The 15,739-nt window shown below is 37.0% G+C and carries 13 protein-coding genes and 1 pseudogene; 10 read left to right on the top strand and 4 right to left on the bottom strand.

Annotation, left to right across the window (positions count from 1 at the left end; genetic code table 11):
- Positions 1 to 72: 72 nt before the first annotated feature.
- Positions 73 to 333: a DUF1871 family protein gene (locus AB9L17_RS19735; RefSeq protein ID WP_083227047.1), complete on the top strand. Its 261-nt coding sequence runs from the start codon at positions 73 to 75 to the stop codon at positions 331 to 333.
- Between the two features lie 74 nt (positions 334 to 407).
- On the opposite strand, the gene AB9L17_RS19730 is transcribed toward AB9L17_RS19735, so the two are convergent.
- The gene (locus AB9L17_RS19730) at positions 408 to 1,748 is read right to left on the bottom strand and encodes a sodium-dependent transporter (RefSeq protein ID WP_223555784.1); all 1,341 of its coding nucleotides are present in this window, start codon (positions 1,746 to 1,748) and stop codon (positions 408 to 410) included.
- Between the two features lie 115 nt (positions 1,749 to 1,863).
- Here AB9L17_RS19730 and AB9L17_RS19725 point away from each other — a divergent pair, with 115 nt between their 5' ends.
- The 4 genes from AB9L17_RS19725 to yugI all read left to right on the top strand — a co-directional run bounded on the left by AB9L17_RS19725 (position 1,864) and on the right by yugI (position 4,862).
- Positions 1,864 to 2,163 (top strand): hypothetical protein, encoded by a 300-nt coding sequence (locus AB9L17_RS19725; RefSeq protein ID WP_375199670.1) that lies wholly within the window; start codon positions 1,864 to 1,866, stop codon positions 2,161 to 2,163.
- Between the two features lie 38 nt (positions 2,164 to 2,201).
- Positions 2,202 to 2,753, top strand: coding sequence for an RNA polymerase sigma factor (locus AB9L17_RS19720; protein ID WP_223555781.1), 552 nt, complete (start codon positions 2,202 to 2,204; stop codon positions 2,751 to 2,753).
- The gene (locus tag AB9L17_RS19715; RefSeq protein WP_223555780.1) at positions 2,743 to 4,395 is read left to right on the top strand and encodes a hypothetical protein; all 1,653 of its coding nucleotides are present in this window, start codon (positions 2,743 to 2,745) and stop codon (positions 4,393 to 4,395) included. The genes AB9L17_RS19720 and AB9L17_RS19715 overlap by 11 nt, the downstream gene beginning before the upstream one ends.
- An 89-nt stretch (positions 4,396 to 4,484) precedes the next feature.
- Positions 4,485 to 4,862: a S1 domain-containing post-transcriptional regulator GSP13 gene (yugI, locus tag AB9L17_RS19710; RefSeq protein WP_068985283.1), complete on the top strand. Its 378-nt coding sequence runs from the start codon at positions 4,485 to 4,487 to the stop codon at positions 4,860 to 4,862.
- A 158-nt stretch (positions 4,863 to 5,020) separates the two neighbouring features.
- On the opposite strand, the gene AB9L17_RS19705 is transcribed toward yugI, so the two are convergent.
- Positions 5,021 to 6,328, bottom strand: coding sequence for a sigma 54-interacting transcriptional regulator (locus tag AB9L17_RS19705; protein ID WP_068985282.1), 1,308 nt, complete (start codon positions 6,326 to 6,328; stop codon positions 5,021 to 5,023).
- 145 nt (positions 6,329 to 6,473) lie between these two features.
- Between AB9L17_RS19705 and pruA the strand changes: the two genes are divergently transcribed.
- The 4 genes from pruA (at position 6,474) to AB9L17_RS19685 (ending at position 12,358) form a co-directional block, all read left to right on the top strand.
- Positions 6,474 to 8,018: an L-glutamate gamma-semialdehyde dehydrogenase gene (gene pruA, locus AB9L17_RS19700; protein WP_068985281.1), complete on the top strand. Its 1,545-nt coding sequence runs from the start codon at positions 6,474 to 6,476 to the stop codon at positions 8,016 to 8,018.
- Positions 8,019 to 8,242: 224 nt separating this feature from the next.
- On the top strand, positions 8,243 to 9,436 hold the full coding sequence (locus tag AB9L17_RS19695; RefSeq protein ID WP_068985280.1) for an ornithine--oxo-acid transaminase: 1,194 nt from the start codon (positions 8,243 to 8,245) through the stop codon (positions 9,434 to 9,436).
- Positions 9,437 to 9,519: 83 nt separating this feature from the next.
- Complete coding sequence (locus AB9L17_RS19690; protein ID WP_068985279.1) at positions 9,520 to 10,764, top strand: Glu/Leu/Phe/Val family dehydrogenase; 1,245 nt, start codon at positions 9,520 to 9,522, stop codon at positions 10,762 to 10,764.
- A gap of 430 nt (positions 10,765 to 11,194) precedes the next feature.
- The gene (locus AB9L17_RS19685) at positions 11,195 to 12,358 is read left to right on the top strand and encodes an iron-containing alcohol dehydrogenase (RefSeq protein WP_223555778.1); all 1,164 of its coding nucleotides are present in this window, start codon (positions 11,195 to 11,197) and stop codon (positions 12,356 to 12,358) included.
- A 236-nt stretch (positions 12,359 to 12,594) separates the two neighbouring features.
- Here AB9L17_RS19685 and AB9L17_RS19680 read toward each other — a convergent pair whose 3' ends face one another.
- Positions 12,595 to 13,581: a cation diffusion facilitator family transporter gene (locus tag AB9L17_RS19680; RefSeq protein WP_068985277.1), complete on the bottom strand. Its 987-nt coding sequence runs from the start codon at positions 13,579 to 13,581 to the stop codon at positions 12,595 to 12,597.
- A 14-nt stretch (positions 13,582 to 13,595) separates the two neighbouring features.
- A complete protein-coding gene (locus tag AB9L17_RS19675; protein WP_068985276.1) occupies positions 13,596 to 14,315 on the bottom strand; it encodes an MgtC/SapB family protein in 720 nt (239 codons plus the stop codon).
- Positions 14,316 to 14,594: 279 nt separating this feature from the next.
- On the opposite strand from AB9L17_RS19675, the pseudogene AB9L17_RS19670 reads away from it, so the two are divergent.
- Positions 14,595 to 15,490 (top strand): annotated as a pseudogene (locus AB9L17_RS19670) (DMT family transporter).
- Positions 15,491 to 15,739 lie beyond the last annotated feature (249 nt).

The raw sequence follows: 15,739 nt of genomic DNA, 5'->3' as shown, positions 1-15,739 counted from the left end.
GCAAATCACTCTTTTCTTTTTTTTTTACTATGGTATCATACGAGTATGATAAAAGGATAATAGGTGAGCATTTTGGAAAATATAAAAATGAATCGAGCAGCTGTACATCTGCTAGAGGAGTGGGATCCATTTAACTTAGGTCCAGACCATTATGATACTGAAACGGCAGATGTTGTAGCAGCATTGCAAGGCATTGATGACCCATCCGTTCTTGCAAAGGTTATTCAAGAAACATATGAGCATTCGTTTGAAGAATGGATTCCATTTGAGAATTGTGTAGCCATTTCATACAAACTTATTGCGATAAAATTTGAAGCAAAATGCATTATCTAATTATGCTTTTTGCTTTTCTATAGAAAACGAGGTTGTCATTCAATGTTGTGACAACCTCGTTTTTTAGATTCAAATTATTTAAATAACGGTAAAATCCCCTGAATGAAAATAATTAAAATGGCAATCGGAGAAACATAACGAATTGAATAATACCAAATATTGAACATCAGATTTGAGGAGGCAAGCTCCTTACGCGAAATGTCCTTTGTATAATAATAGCCTGCAAAGATGGAAATTAGTAAGGCTCCAATTGGCATACCAATACTATTGGTTAAAAAGTCTACAAAATCAAAAATAGAGCGGTCTAAAATTTTTACATCGGATAGGATGCCGAATGATAGGGCACTTGGAATACCAATGATGAAAATAATGATACCACCGATCCAAGCGATTTTTTTACGCTTTTCAGGCTTATCTCCAATTGCAATTGCCACGACAATTTCTAACATGGAAATCGAAGAAGTTACTGTTGCAAATAGTAGAAGAACAAAGAAAATCGTTAAGAACAGTCCACCAAGAGGTAATTGCTCAAAAACAGCAGGTAAAATAATAAATACGAGGCCAGGACCTTGATCAGGTGTATAGCCGAGTGCGAACACTGCTGGGAAAATTACTAGGCCTGCAAGTAAAGAAATGATAATATTCATGGATGCAACATTGATGGCCGAGTTTCCAATTCTTTCGCTTTTGGATAGATAGGAAGAATATGTGATCATTACGGCGATACCGACACTTAACGAGAAGAATGCTTGTCCAAGCGCCTTTAAAAATGTTTCCGCGTTTAAGTATGACCAATCCGGAACGAACATAAATTTGACGCCTTCCATCGCGCCATCCAATGTTAAGGAGCGAATAACTAACACGATGAAGAAGATGAATAAAAGAGGCATCATCCAAGTGCTAGCTTTTTCAATACCACCTTTAATACCTGCTGATACAATCGTTACAGTTAATAACATAAATAACCCTTGTACAAGTACTGCTTCAAGTGGGTTTGAAATGATGTCATTAAACAAATCTGCATAATTAATATTTGAACCAGGATTATTCAGCTGTAATGTAAAGGCACGGCCCAAATAACTTAAAATCCAGCCACCAACAACACTATAGAATGAAAGTATTAGACCGGCAATAATCATGCCACCCCATCCTATCAAGTACCACGGAGTTCCTGGTGCTTGTTCCTTGAACGACGTGACGGCATCTTTTTGCCCACGACGACCAATCATAAATTCTGCAATTAACACCGGCAAGCCGATGAGAAATGTACATAAGATGAATAATAAAATAAAGACACTTCCGCCATTAGTACCCGCCATGTAAGGAAACTTCCATATAGCTCCTAACCCAATAGCACTTCCAGCGGCAGCTAAAATAAACCCAATTTTAGTTGTAAATTGATCTCTTGAAGACACGAAAATAAATCCTCCTTATACTAAAGCTTTATTTTACCGCAATATTTTCATAACACAAGCAAATTTCAGTAAATTAAGTTCGCACATGCAGCAGAGGTTGTTCTAGTAACTTAATATGGTTCTACCGGCGAAATTAGAGGAGCTACCGGCGAAATTAGAGGAGCTAGCGGCGAAGTTAGGGGAGTTAGCGGCGGAGTTAGAGGAGTTAGCAACGGAGTTAGAGGAGTTAGCGGCGGAATTAGGGGAGTTAGCGGCGAAGTTAGGGGAGTTAGCGGGTCTTACCGGTGGAATTCGAGGTTCCAGCGGCGGAGTCTTGGATCTTACCAGCGAAATTTATGGTTCAACCGGTGAATTGGCAAATCTTACCGTCAGAGTATATGGATTTTTAATAATAAGTAAAATATGTAACAATTAGGAGAAATGTTTCGTTTCATGCACAAAGGAGGGATGACAGTGACAGAAACTGAATTAATCGAACGAGCTCAGCGAGGAGACAAAGACGCTTATATAGAGCTTATTCGAATACATCAACGAACAGTTGAAAAATTTGCCTTTCAATGCGGCGTACATAGTAATGACCTAGCAGACGTTTCACAGGAGGTATTTGTGAAGCTCTACCGTTTTTTACATCAATTTAAGCAAGATCGTTTTACAACATGGCTCTATAAAATCACACTAAATGCCACACGTGATTATTATCGTAAAGAACAACGAGAGCAGGCGAAAGAAGAAAGGCTAAGTGCTCAACAACAAACGCCCTCATCTTCAGCAGAAAAGCATGTCCTTAATTTTGAGGAGGATAGGCTATTACATAATGCCATTCAAGCACTTGATGAAAAATATCGTTACCCGCTCATATTATTTTACTTCCATGAATTAAAGTATGAGGAGATAGCGGAGGTACTAAATATCTCGTTATCAGCTGTCAAAGTTCGTATTTTACGTGCCAAGGAAAAACTCAAAGCAGAGTTAATGCAAGAGGGGAGTGTTAAAAATGGACGATAAACAGTTTGAAAAACGAATGGAGCTTCTAAAAAAATCCTACGATCGGATAGAATCACAGCTAGATCCAGAAGCCATTTTCGCACAAATTGAGGCAGAAAATACAATGCAACAAGCAGAAGAATCCAATACCACTCAAAAGCCTCCCTCAAAATGGCAAAAGCCAGCTGTTTGGATAGCAAGTATCGCAAGTGTACTTTTAGTGGGTGTGCTAATTTCGTCGTATGTGATTAATCAACCAGAAAGCACAAGTAGTGAAGAAGATGTTTCTCAGGAAGAACTACAGAAAGCTGGAAATCAAAAGTGGGTTGAAAATATCACCAAAAAATATAACAGTAAAAAAGAACAAATAAGAAGAGAGTTAAAAGTTTCTGCTGAGGAGCTAAATTCATTTGAATTTATTAAAAATGCTGACACCATGTTAGACTACTATACAAAAAACAATTTGAGTTTACAATCTAGTGATGACCAGTATTTAAAATATGCTGAAGAAAATGTTCTTAATGAATTAATGACACCAAGAAGAGCGCTAGAAACTATAGGACGGAGACAGTTAACTTTTGATGAATCTTTTGAGGTATACCGCTTATATGAAAAATCTGTATTAGAACTAGAGAACTTTTACAGTAGCCTTCTTGTACAATATGAACCGCTCTTAATGAAGAAAGTAGATATTAATCAATATCCATCAGATTTAAAAGTAATTATTGAAGCTGCGAATAATCAATTTATGGAACTGAAAGTGGACGATAAAGGTTCGTATTATTTTAAAGCCAATCCTATTAATGGTGAATTTGCGCAAGATTCTATGAAACAATTACATCCAGATATTTTTGGTTACTTTGAGTATTTACAAAAGGAACATTTATTATTAGCAGATGATTTAAGATATACACGAGAAGAAACTGCCAAATCCTTGAAAATAATGGAACGTTCACTACTGGCAGATGTGAACGCAGGCTCATCGACTTATAAGGTTTTAAGACAAAGCTTTGAAAATACATGGTTAGTGTTGTTAAAGGGAACAAAACGTTATCCGGCTTTCGCAAAAGATGACAAGCCTCATGAAGATTATGTAGATTTTTTACAAAAAGTAGCAAATGGAAAGTACGGAGAAGTCATGAAAAAAACTGCTGCAACAATTTTAAATGAATTGCAACAGGACAATCGCTCGGATACTTTAACACAGTTATCGACTTACGATATTTGGACAATCATATTGCAGACTAGAGAAGAAACAGCGGGACTTATTAATGATAGTGATTTTAATATCGTATATGTAGATGAATCAGAAATAGAGCAAATAAAGAGAATATATGAACAATGTAAGAAAAGCGACACTGAAACATTTATCAATCAACTACGCCCGTTGAATATGGTTTCTCTATATTTATATGCAGTAACAATTGGAGATGAAAATTTACAAAAAGCTATATTAATGCCTGATACAAAAATTGATACTAGTATGTTAGATAAAGTTAAAAGTTTAGATATCTTTAGCCAATTAGGGGAATACGATGGTATTTATCCAATGATTGCGGTTCGTGTTTCTGGAGAGTATCAGAATATATATGGAAGACAATACCTTATTAAATTATCGAAAAATAATGATGGTCATTATCGAATAGCGGGGGTCATTGATTGATAGGATGATTTTTTGCCCGACTTTTACACGTATGTTATAATTTAAGGTGATATATACGTAGCAATCAAAAAGAAAGTGGGCAAGAGGTTATGGTGAAAAAATATGAATTAGGAGACGTGTTGAACGGAAAAGTTACAGGTATTCAGCCGTACGGTGCATTTGTTGCGCTTGATGAAGATACACAAGGCCTTGTGCATATTTCCGAAATAACGTACGGTTTTGTAAAGGATGTTAGTGAGTTTTTATCAGTTGGGCAAGAGGTAGAAGTGAAGATACTTGAAATCGATGAAGAGGCCGAAAAAATTAGTTTATCGATTCGAGCTTTGCAAGAGCGCCCAGCAACATTGCGTAAAAAAGATGCACCACCACGTAAATCATTGCAGGACCGTGTAGATGAATCGGATGCGAATGGTTTTAATTCCCTAAAAGATAAATTACAGGACTGGATCGAGCAGTCAGGACACTAAAGTGAATCTTTTTACTTCTTTCAGCGGAAGTCTCCCACTTCTATAGTTGGTGAGAGGAATTCACTTTCGGTACAGCAAAAATTCCTGCCTGTTAATGCGGGATAATAAAACGAGGATGCTTTCATATTGAAGGCATCCTCGTTTTTTTATATTCAAAATTACTGATTTTTTATTTTCCGAATTCGATATTGTAAGTTTTGGCGACTCATGCCAAGTGCGCTAGCAGCCTTTGTAATATTGCCTTCATATAAATTTAAGACATTTTGCACATAATATGATTCGGCTTCACGTAAATAAGCATCGAGCGGCATTACATCATTTTGTTGATGGAACATAAAGAATTCTGGCTCGCGATTGGATTCATCTTGCTGTTGTACCTTGAAGCGGAAATGCAGCGGGAGTAAATCTGAGGTAACTGTTGACTCAGTCGTCATAAACGACACAATTTCATCTAGTAATAGCTCAAGCTCCTTTAAATTCCCTGGCCAATCATATTGCAAGAATAAATCCCGTACATCAGGTGCCAGTTCCGCTACATTTGAAGCAAAGCGTTCTCGATGGCGGCTAAAATAATCCTCTACGAATGGAAGAATATCTTCTTTTCGATCTGTTAAATTTGGGATGGTAATGGCCATTGTTGCAAAGAAATAATACAGTGATTTTGAAAGCTTCTTTTCCGCAATTAATGTAATTGGATCGCTACCAACACTCCCAATGAGCATGTACTTTGACTGTGGAAGGGATTGCAATACTTCTAATAATTGCTCTTGGATATCTAGGCTTAAAAAATCAATGCGTTCAAAGAAAAAAGTGTATGCCTTGTCATCCTGTAAGAGCTCTTGTAATTTATCTAAAACAGATTGTGCAGACCGACGACTCACTAGAGTGACAAATGCTTCAGGATCAGAAGATGCTGCATGGTGAATACTCTCTGCGATTAAATCTTTTCCTGTACCGGATTCACCTATTAGTAAAACAGGTAATTTCACAGCTGCTGCTTTTTTGGCATTTGCGATAACCTGTTGCATCGATTCGGAAACAGAAGTAATGACATCGAATGTTAATGGTTCACCATATCGACGAAGAGGCTGATAAACAAGCTTTTCGAGTGATGTAATGTCACGAGCAAATTCAATTGCTCCAATTAGTTTATTTTCAGTATAAAGTGGGAAAGTATCATTAATCGTTGTAATTTCATGACCATTTTTATTCCAATAGGTTTGTTTAACATTAATTTCTTTTTGACCAGTTTGTAAAACACGCATTAAAGTACTTTCATGCTGGCGGAAAGAAAACATTTCAATAACAGAACGATCTGCTAATTCATCAAAATGAAATCCCTCAATTTCTTTCATCTTTGTATTATAAATAATTGTTTTGCCAGAAAGGTCTACGGCGTGAATACCAACAGTTACATTTGTTGCAATAAACTCATAAAAAGGTAGTAAGGGTTCAGAAATTTTCATAAAATGTGCACCTCAAAAAATTTTTTACTTGAAATATGCAACAGAATTTTGCATTATAATAAGTGTAAGAATATTCTAAACGCAAAAATATTTTGCGTCAATGTTTTTTGCACTCTAAAATACATCTCACTAGGGAGGATAAATTATGATTTCATACAAACACGAACCATTCACGGATTTTACTCAAGAAGCAAACTACAACGCATATGTAGAGGCTTTAAATAAAGTTGAGAGTTATTTAGGTCAAGACTATCCACTTATTATTGGTGGCGAACGTATTACTACAGAAGATAAAATCATTTCATATAACCCTGCAAAGAAAACAGAAGTAATTGGTCGCGTATCAAAAGCAAGTAAAGAGCTAGCTGAAAAAGCGATGCAAGCGGCTGATGAAACATTTAAAACTTGGAAAAAAGTAGATCCAGCTATTCGTGCAGATGTTTTATTTAAAGCAGCAGCGATTATTCGCCGTCGCAAACATGAATTCTCTGCACTTTTAACAAAAGAAGCAGGTAAACCATGGGCTGAAGCTGATGCAGATACTGCAGAAGCAATCGACTTTTTAGAATACTATGGTCGTCAAATGCTACGTATTAAAGACGGTCAACCTGTAGAAAGCCGTCCAGGTGAATACAACCGTTATGACTATATTCCATTAGGGATTGGTATTGTTATTTCACCTTGGAACTTCCCATTCGCAATTATGGCAGGTACAACGGTTGCAGCTTTAGTAACAGGTAACACTGTATTATTAAAACCAGCTTCTACAACTCCAGTAGTTGCTTATAAATTTATCGAAGTATTAGAGCAAGCAGGTCTGCCAGCAGGTGCTGTGAACTTTGTACCGGGTTCTGGTGCAGAAGTTGGTGACTATTTAGTTGATCATCCAAAAACACGTTTCATTAGCTTCACTGGTTCACGTGATGTAGGTTTACGTATTAACCAACGTGCATCTGTATTAAATGATGGTCAAATTTGGATTAAACGTGTAATCGCTGAAATGGGCGGTAAAGATACAATTGTAGTTGATAAAGAAGCAGATTTAGAGCTTGCTGCACAATCTATCGTAAAATCAGCATTCGGCTTCTCAGGTCAAAAATGTTCAGCATGTTCTCGTGCTGTTATCGTTGAAGATGTATATGACACAGTAGTGAATCGCGTAGTGGAGCTTACGAATGCACTAACAGTTGGTGATCCAGCAGACTTCAGCAACTTCATGGCAACAGTTATCGACCAAGCAGCATTCAACAAAATTACAGAATACATTGAAATTGGTAAGGGAGAAGGTCGCCTTGTTGCTGGTGGTACAGCTGATGATTCAGTTGGTTACTTCGTCCAACCAACAGTATTTGCAGACGTAGATCGTAATGCACGTGTTATGAAAGAAGAAATTTTTGGACCAGTTGTAGCTATTACAAAAGCTAAAGATTTCGATGAAGCAATCGATATTGCAAACGATACTGAATACGGTTTAACTGGTGCGGTTATTACAAATAATCGTGTGAATTTAGAAAAAGCACGTGAAGATTTCCATGTAGGTAACTTATACTTCAACCGTGGTTGTACAGGTGCAATCGTAGGTTACCAACCATTTGGTGGCTTCAATATGTCAGGTACAGACTCAAAAGCAGGTGGTCCTGACTATTTACAACTTCACATGCAAGCAAAAACAACTTCAGAAATGCTGTAATGTTTAAGGTCAAGCTTTTCTATAAGTATTAGGATTAAAAAGAATCTGCGAAACTCCTCCTGGGAAAGTATGCCTGGCAAGAACCGCAGTAGCAAACGTCGAGGTGGCTTTACCTAGGGGAAGCGTAGATTCTTATTTTTTCTTTATTCAGAAAATGCTGTCTAGTAAATTAGCTTTTAGTCTTCCATAGATTTTTCATGATGAAAGTAAGGAGAGAATACTATATGACAAAAACACAACAAGTTATTGAACAAACTCAAAATTTTGGTGCTGCAAACTATCACCCACTGCCAATCGTTATTTCAGAGGCTGAGGGTGCTTGGGTAAAAGATCCAGAAGGAAACAAATACTTAGATATGCTATCAGCTTACTCTGCTGTTAATCAGGGACATCGTCATCCTAAAATTATTGCTGCGTTAAAAGAGCAAGCTGATAAAGTAACATTAACTTCTCGTGCGTTTTATAGCGAAAACCTTGGTGAATGGTATGAGCTTGTAGGTAAATTAACGAATAAACAAATGGTATTACCAATGAATACAGGTGCAGAAGCGGTAGAAACTGCATTTAAAGCGGCTCGTCGTTGGGCATATGATGTAAAAGGTGTAGAAGATGGCAAGGCTGAAATCATTGCGTGTAACGGAAACTTCCATGGCCGTACAATGCTTGCTGTATCTTTATCATCTGACGAAGAATATCGTCGTGGCTTCGGTCCGATGTTACCGAATGTTAAGTTAGTGGATTATGGTAACTTAGAAGCATTGAAATCAGCGATTACTCCGAACACTGCAGCGTTTTTAATCGAACCAATCCAAGGTGAAGCGGGTATTGTTATTCCACCAGAAGGCTTCTTAAAAGCAGCTCGCGAATTATGTCGTGAAAACAATGTTTTATTCATTGCAGATGAAATCCAAGCTGGTTTAGCACGTACAGGTAAAATGTTTGCGTGTGACTGGGAAGATGTAGAGCCTGATATGTACATTTTAGGTAAAGCTCTAGGTGGCGGTGTATTCCCAATTTCTTGTGTAGCTGCAAACCGTGACATCTTAGGTGTATTCAATCCAGGTTCACATGGTTCTACATTCGGTGGTAATCCATTAGCATGTGCGGTTTCTATTGCATCACTTAAAGTATTACTAGATGAAAAATTAGCTGAGCGTTCTCAAGAGCTAGGTGAATATTTCAAAGGTAAATTACGCAACATTAATAATCCGGTAATTAAAGAAGTTCGTGGTCGTGGTCTATTCATCGGAATGGAATTAACTGAGGCAGCACGTCCATACTGTGAAAAGCTTAAAGAACTAGGCTTATTATGTAAAGAAACACATGATACAGTCATTCGATTTGCGCCACCACTTGTTATTTCACAAGAAGATTTAGACTGGTCGATTGCTCAAATTGAAAAAGTATTTAATCTTTAACAAAATGTTCACATTTTAATTCGGAAGTATGTTACAATGATGCCGATATACTATCATTAAAAAAAACAAAGAGGCGATTTAATATGTCTGAAAACTTAAACCTATTCACATCAACACAAGATGTCATTCAAGATGCTCTAAATAAACTTGGCTATGACGAAGCAATGTATGAATTGTTAAAAGAACCACTTCGTATGTTACAAGTACGCATCCCAGTGAAAATGGATGATGGTACAACTAAAGTATTTACTGGTTACCGTGCACAACATAATGATGCTGTAGGACCAACTAAAGGTGGGGTACGTTTCCACCCAGCAGTTTCTGAGGAAGAGGTTAAAGCGCTTTCAATGTGGATGACATTGAAATGTGGTATTGTGGATCTACCTTATGGCGGTGGTAAAGGCGGTGTCATCTGTGATCCACGTCAAATGTCTATGGGTGAAATTGAACGATTAAGCCGCGGCTATGTACGTGCAGTTAGTCAAATCGTAGGACCAACAAAAGACATTCCTGCTCCAGACGTATTTACGAATGCGCAAATTATGGCTTGGATGATGGACGAATACAGCCGTATGGATGAATTCAACTCACCAGGTTTCATCACAGGTAAGCCACTAGTGCTTGGTGGTTCTCAAGGTCGTGACCGTGCTACTGCACAAGGTGTAACAATCGTTATCCAAGAAGCAGCGAAAAAACGTGACATTGATCTTAAAGGTGCACGCGTTGTTATTCAAGGCTTTGGTAACGCAGGTAGCTTCCTTGCGAAATTCATGCATGATTTAGGTGCAAAAGTAATCGGTATTTCAGATGCTTATGGTGCACTTCATGATCCAGAAGGTTTAGATATCGAATACTTATTAGATCGTCGTGATAGCTTTGGTACAGTAACAACATTATTTGAAAACACAATTTCAAATAAAGAATTATTAGAGCTTGATTGTGACATTCTAGTGCCTGCTGCTATTGAAAATCAAATTACTGCTGAAAATGCACACAACATTAAAGCAAACATTGTAGTAGAAGCAGCAAATGGTCCAACAACTGCTGAAGCAACTAGAATTTTAACTGAGCGTGGCATTTTACTTGTACCAGACGTATTAGCATCTGCTGGTGGGGTAACAGTTTCTTACTTCGAATGGGTACAAAATAACCAAGGTTATTACTGGACTGAGGAAGAAGTTGAAGAACGTCTATACAAAAAAATGGTTGATGCATTTGAAAACGTTTATACAACAGCAACAACACGTAACATTAACATGCGTTTAGCAGCTTATATGGTAGGTGTTCGTCGTACTGCAGAAGCTTCACGCTTCCGTGGATGGGTTTAATCAAAATATAAATATGAAACGAGTCATTCCTTTAATGGGATGACTCGTTTCGTGTTTTTAAAGACTTAGTGTGTCAATGAAATTAAGGCGTCAAATTAAATAAAGTAGGGCTCTTGAGCAAAAAGAGGGGGTGATTTCCGTTCCGGCTGGGCGCATTCTTGGGAGCGTCTGATGAGCTGCTTCACTCTGATAACATCGAGAAAATCGCTGATACTTTGATGAGCAGTATATGTTTTTACTATTAGAATTTTTAATCGAGTAAAACCAAAACCAGGATTGTTTAAAATGCTATGGGTTGAGAAATAAGCAGAAATAAATGTCCCAGTTCCTGAATAGATTCATAAGATTTATAACGACGACTCGCCAAAATTTAATCTTTGCTTTCCCTAATAGAAATATGAGAAAATCCAACTAGAAAGGGGCGAATTGAATGGATTCATTTACATTTTATAATCCGGTGAAGTTACATTTTGGTGAAGATGCACTGGAAAAGTTACCAAAAGAGATCGCGCAATACGGTAAAAAGGTGTTAGTTGTATATGGTGGAGGTAGCATTAAGAAAAATGGTGTATACAATGCCGTCATCGAAAAGTTACATGAAGCGGATAAAACGATCTTTGAATTGAGTGGTGTCGAGCCAAATCCGCGTGTTGAAACAGCAAGACTTGGTATTGATATTTGTAAGAGAGAAGGAATTGACCTTGTTCTAGCCGTTGGTGGAGGTTCTGTTATTGACTGTTCAAAATTGATCGTTGCTGGTGCAAAATACGATGGCGATGCGTGGGATATTGTGAAACGTAAAGTTTTCGTACAGGACGCTTTACCGCTCGGAACAGTTTTAACGCTTGCTGCAACAGGCTCCGAAATGAACTCTGGCTCTGTTATTACAAACGCAGCTACAGAAGAAAAACTAAGTTGGGGTAGTCCTGCTGCATTCCCGAAATTTTCGATTTTAAATCCAGTGTATACAGTGACAGTACCAAAAGATCATACAGTTTATGGAATCGTTGATATGATGTCACATGTATTTGAACAGTATTTCCATAGTACGACGAATACACCAATTACAGATGAAATGTGTGAAGGTGTTTTACGAACGGTCATTACTACAGCACCTAAATTACTTGGCGATTTGGAGAATATCCAGTTGCGTGAAACAATTTTATTAGCTGGAACAATTGGGTTAAATGGATTCTTATCAATTGGGTCTCGTGGTGATTGGGCGTCACATAATATTGAGCATGCTGTATCTGCAGTTTACGATATTCCTCATGCAGGTGGATTAGCAATTTTACAGCCTCATTGGATGCGTCTAAGTGTATCGGTGAATCCAGAACGTTTTGCAGGCCTTGCAACACGTGTCTTTGGCGTTGATGCGACAGGGAAGTCACCGGAAGAGGTTGCATTTGAGGGGATTGATCGTTTATCTTCAATCTGGACTTCATTAGGAGCTCCAAGTCGCTTTGCAGATTATGATATTGATGATTCGAAATTCGATCAAATTGTAGAACATGCTATGCAAAATGGACCTTTTGGAAACTTCAACAAATTACAAGAAGAAGATGTCCGTACTATTTTGCAAAACTCACTTTAATATTGAATATGGATATGAGGCTACGCATTGTGGTCTCATATTTTTTATTGCCATGTAAGAATCGTGTTTTTGTATGTAATGGAGAGGTTTAAAGGTGGCTTCATTGAAATATGATTAAGTGAAACGAGGGCGTCTACAATTAATTAAAAAAATAGCCAACTGCCTGAAATATGGCAATTAGCTATTTATCCCATTATAGAAAAAATATTATGGATAATAAGGTTGATGTTACTGTTTTAATGTTTAGTTTCTGGTCTTTCACCAACATGCACCCAATCTAATTTCCCGTCATCCTCATCAAATAAAATGGTCACTTTTGATACGCCCTTCTGACTTGAAATGATCTCTGTTAAATGGTCGCGTACGTCATCTAGAAAAGCGAGTGATAGATTAGCGTCAGCTTCAGCAACTAATTCCACATGTAAAAATTCGCCTTCTTTAATAACCTCTAAGCGTACAATATCTTGAATGTTCGGATCATCCATAACAAGATGAGCGATGTGGTTGAGCATTTCTTCGTCTGTTTCACCGATAACGCCACGTGCATTATCAAGGAACACTTTTGCTACTACATAGAACATCATGCAGCCAATTATCATTGAAACTAGTCCTTCTATTCTTGTCCAGCCTGTAAAATGTGCGATTAAAATAGCAGCGAAGGCCAAAACATTACCACCTGTAGCAACTAAGTCTTCCATAAATACTAATTTTGTTGCTGGTTTTGCACGATGTAAATAGCCAAAAGCTTTAGGGATTGCTGATAATATTCCTGCTTTTTCCTGACCAGCTTCATGGAGAATTTCAACTGCAGCTTTAGCAAGAACAGACCCTTCTAAAACAATCCCGATCAATAATACTCCAAGTGCAATGAGCATTCCTTTAGATTCTCCAGCAGGGTGTATAAAATGATGCCAACCTTCTTTTACCGTTTCATAAGAAAGGATGGCTACAATAATAACGGCAAAAAGACAAACTAAATTTACAATTCGGCCAAAGCCTGCAGGGAATTGTTTTGTCGGTGCTTTTTTAGAAAGTGCTGAGCCGATATAAACGAAAAATTGGTTTGCTGCGTCCCCTAGAGAGTGCATCATTTCTGCAAACATGGCAACATTACCTGTAAAGAAAAAGGCAACACCTTTAATAATTCCTAAAAAGGCATTGACAAATGCCGCCATTAGAGAGGGTTTATTACCGTCTTTTAATAGTTTCAATATTTCCGCCACGAAGAATCCTCCAACTAATTTAAAATTTCCATTTCTATTTTTTCTATATAAGGTAGTGCTCGTAATGAACGATAAAATGACAGTAAGTTATCAGAGATAATTAATGATAAACGTAAATCTAATTCATGTAAAACATTATCATTGTTTGGCACATCTTGAATACGGATGTTTTCGATAATAATATTGTTCTCCTTTAGAAATTGCAGAAAGGATTCACTGCTTTTATCATCATTAATCTGAACTTTCAATGATATTTCCCGCATACGAATCCGTTTTGGTCCTATTTTCATAAGAAATGGCGATAAAACCTCAATTCCGAAGACAATGATAATAACAGCTAATGTAGCATCCATATAAAATCCTGCGCCAACAGCAATTCCTATCCCAGCAGCTCCCCAAATCATAGCGGCGGTAGTTAAACCTGAGATACTATCATTTCCGCGTCTTAAAATAACGCCTGCTCCAAGAAATCCTATTCCACTAACAACTTGGGCAGCCAAGCGAAGAGGATCCATTGTAATATTGATGTCAGACCTTGGGGGTGTTGAATAGGCGGTTTCAATCGAAATAATAGTTAATAAACAGCTAAAAGTAGCAATGACTAAGCTTGTTTTTAATCCTACAGGTTTCTTTTTTAATTCCCTTTCAATGCCGATTACTAAACTTAATGTGGCTGCAATAACTAATTTTATGCCAACTTCATATGTAATCATATTTCCAAATAAGGTTTCCATAAGCAACCCTCCACAGATATTTCGTATTGCTAAGAGATATGCAAGGTGTCATTATTATATGTACATTACTTTTTTGTATTGTACATCACGATCGGAATGATGTATAAGTATTTTTTAACTTCTTTTAGCCATAAGTCACTCACCTCTAAAGGTAGTAAGATGAATGTGGGTTTAAGTGAGTGTTCAGTGGGTGTCCAAACATTCACTGAGAGCAGTTAAAGCCTCGGGCGATTCCGGACGCAATTATGCGGAGGCATAATTGATTGGAGGTTGGATTTTATGGAGAAACCCAAAATTCATCCATACATCCCTATTTTTATTGGCGTTGTCTCGGTATCCTTATCTGCTATATTAGTAAAATTAGCAAATGCAGAAGCAGGGGTTATTGCGTTTTACCGTATGTTGTTTTCGGTCTTAATAATGGCTCCTCTGTTTTTTTGGAAATACACTAACGAGGTAAAACAATTAAGAATACGTGATTGGCTATTTTCTTCAATTGCAGGCATATTTTTAGCTTTTCATTTTATATTGTGGTTTGAATCACTTAATTACACTTCTGTAGCAAGTTCTACAGTTTTGGTTACGCTTCAGCCATTGTTTGCGTTTATAGGTACGTATTTTTTCTTTAAAGAGAAGATTACTGTAAAAACTATTATTGCAGGAGCAATTTCTATAATCGGAAGTGTTTTAATTAGTTGGGGAGATTTTAAAGTTAGTGGAACTGCATTTTATGGAGATATGCTTGCTTTGATTGCGTGCGTACTTGTTACAGCCTACTTTTTATTTGGACAGGATGTACGTAAAAGGTTATCTCTTGTGACTTACACGATGATTGTTTATGTTGTTAGTACAATTACGTTATTTATCTATGTTTTAAAGGTGAATCATTCGGCCCTTATTCTATTATGGACTGGATATGGTTTGTTTTATTAGCGATAGTTCCTAATTTATTTGGTCATACACTATTTAATTGGTCCATCAAATACGTTAGTACAAATGTAGTTTCGATTGCGATGTTATTTGAACCAATTGGTGCGGCCATTTTAGCTCTAGTAATTTTTAAAGAGTATTTAATAAACACACAAATTATTGGTGGATTAATTGTTATAGTAGGAATTCTATTGTTTATAGTTGATGAGAAAAAGATTTTTAAGTTTTTTTCTAAAAAAGCTTGATTTTTAAAATGCTATATTATATATTATTACTTGTCCTTAACAAGAAGGACGACTTGATAAAAAAGATTTTAAAAAAAGTTGTTGACTTCTTGTTGAATACAAGTTATGATAATAAAGTCGCTGAAAACAAACGGTGACAAAATGAACCTTGAAAACTGAACAAGCAAAACGTAATCAATAAAGTTTTAAGTAACTAACCTTGAGTTAGTGAACGAAATAAAATTTTGGACATCAAACATGATGCCAGCA

The sequence above is a fragment of the Lysinibacillus sp. RS11 genome, assembly GCF_042019215.1.
Lineage (GTDB): Bacteria > Bacillota > Bacilli > Bacillales_A > Planococcaceae > Lysinibacillus > Lysinibacillus xylanilyticus_A.
This window is presented reverse-complemented; position numbering and strand designations above follow the sequence as displayed.